This is a genomic window from Bradyrhizobium sp., from assembly GCF_049798375.1.
Lineage (GTDB): Bacteria > Pseudomonadota > Alphaproteobacteria > Rhizobiales > Xanthobacteraceae > Bradyrhizobium.
The window spans coordinates 1-1,960 of sequence record NZ_JBARGP010000802.1; the positions used below are offsets into that span (position 1 = coordinate 1).

At 64.6% G+C, this 1,960-nt stretch carries 2 protein-coding genes; both read left to right on the plus strand.

All coding sequences use genetic code 11. From position 1 onward, the window contains the following. The coding region (locus tag WA702_RS30465; protein WP_425114244.1) for an efflux RND transporter periplasmic adaptor subunit at window positions 1-1,050 on the plus strand (1,050 nt) is incomplete at its 5' end. 146 nt (window positions 1,051-1,196) lie between these two features. After that, on the plus strand, window positions 1,197-1,960 hold a 764-nt coding region (locus WA702_RS30470; RefSeq protein ID WP_425114245.1), incomplete at its 3' end, for an efflux RND transporter permease subunit.

Here is a 1,960-nt window from a genome sequence, read left to right on the forward strand (position 1 = left end):
GCTGCGATGGCGATCGCGCTGGCGGGCTGCAACGACGGTGTCGCCCAAAAGGTTGAGCCGATCCGCCCGGTCCTGGTTGCAACCGCCCATTACGAGGCCGAGACGCCGGAGCGCAGCTTCGTCGGCACCATCCGTCCCCGGGTCGAGGCCGATATCGGCTTTCGCGTCGCCGGCAAGGTCGCCAAGCGCCTGGTCGAGGTCGGGCAGACCGTCGAAATCGGCCAGCCCCTCGCGACGCTGGACGAGATCGATCTGAGGCTGCAGGCCGAACAGGCCACTGCCGAGCTGTCCGCTGCCACTGGCGTGCTGGCGCAGGCCGCCGCCGCCGAGACGCGCGCCAAGGAATTGCGTGCCAAGGGCTGGGCGACCGATGCCCAGCTGGACAGCGCGCGCGCGGCCGCGGATGAAGCTCGCGCCCGGCTGAGCCGCGCCGAACGCTCGGTCGAACTGACCAAGAACTCATTGTCCTACGCGACGCTGGAGGCCGACGCGCGCGGCGTTGTCACCGCGACCATGATCGATCCAGGCGTGGTAGTGGCTGCTGGCCAGAGTGCGATTCGCGTTGCGCGCTTCGCCGAGAAGGAGGCGGTGGTCGCGATTCCCGAGACGTTGCTCGATCGCGCCAGGACCGGCACGGCTTCGGTGACGCTGTGGTCAGAACCTGAGAAGAAATACACCGCGAAGCTTCGCGAGATCGCGCCGGCCGCCGATCCCGCCACGCGGACTTATCTCGCCAAATTCTCGCTGCCGGATGCGGACGACGCGGTCTCGCTCGGCATGACCGCGACGCTCACGCTGAGCGATCACGCGACCTCGCAGGTAGCGCGGCTGCCGCTGTCGGCGCTGTTCAGCGAGGGGCGCGAGCCGTCGCTCTATGTCGTCAACGAGCAGGGCGAGGTCAATCTGAAGCCGGTGACGGTGAAATCCTATGACAGCAAGGACGTGCTGATCACCGCCGGCGTCAAGGAAGGCGAGAAAGTGGTCGCGCTCGGCGTGCAGAAGCTCGATCCCGGTCAGAAGGTGCGCGTGGTCTCGGCACTGACGTTCTGAGGAACTCCCGTCATTGCGAGCGAAGCGAAGCAATCCAGAATTTTTCCGTAAGTACAGGTTGGATTGCTTCGTCGCCTCGCTCCTCGCAATGACGACCCCAAATTAGCAGCATCCTAACAAGCGGCAATCGATCATCGGAGCCTGCCATGAAGCGGTTCAATCTCTCGGCCTGGGCGGTCAGCCATCCGCCGCTGGTGCTGTTCCTCATCATCGCGCTGGGCGTCGCCGGCTTCTTCTCCTATCAGAAGCTCGGCCGCGCCGAAGATCCGTTCTTCACCGTCAAGGTGGTCAACGTGTCGGTGATGTGGCCGGGGGCGACCTCGAGCGAGATCCAGACCCAGGTCGCCGATCCGATCGAGAAGAAGCTGCAGGAGCTGCCCTATTTCGACAAGGTGCAGACCTATTCGAAGCCCGGCTTCACGGCGATGCAGGTCACCTTCAGGGATTCCACGCCGGCCAAGGACGTGCCTTATCTGTTTTATCTGCTACGCAAGAAGCTGGCCGACGCGCAGGGCTCGCTGCCATCGGGCGTCATCGGTCCGATCGTGAACGACGAGTTCTCCGACGTCGATTCCATCCTGTTCATGATGACGGGCGCCGGCGCCGATTATGCGCAATTGAAGAAGGTCACGGAAGGTCTGCGCCAGCGCCTGCTGAAGGTCGACGGCGTCACCAAGGTTGATCTCTACGGGACTCAGGACGAGCGCATCTATGTCGAGTTCTCGCACGCCAAGCTGGCCACGCTCGGCATCACGCCGCAGGCGCTGTTCGAATCACTCGCCAAGCAGAACAACGTGACGCCAGCCGGCACCGTCGAGACCTCGGCGCAAAGGGTGCCGCTGCGTGTCACCGGCGCGCTCGACGGCGCCAAGGCAGTTGCCGAGACACCGGTCGAGAGCAATGGCCGGGT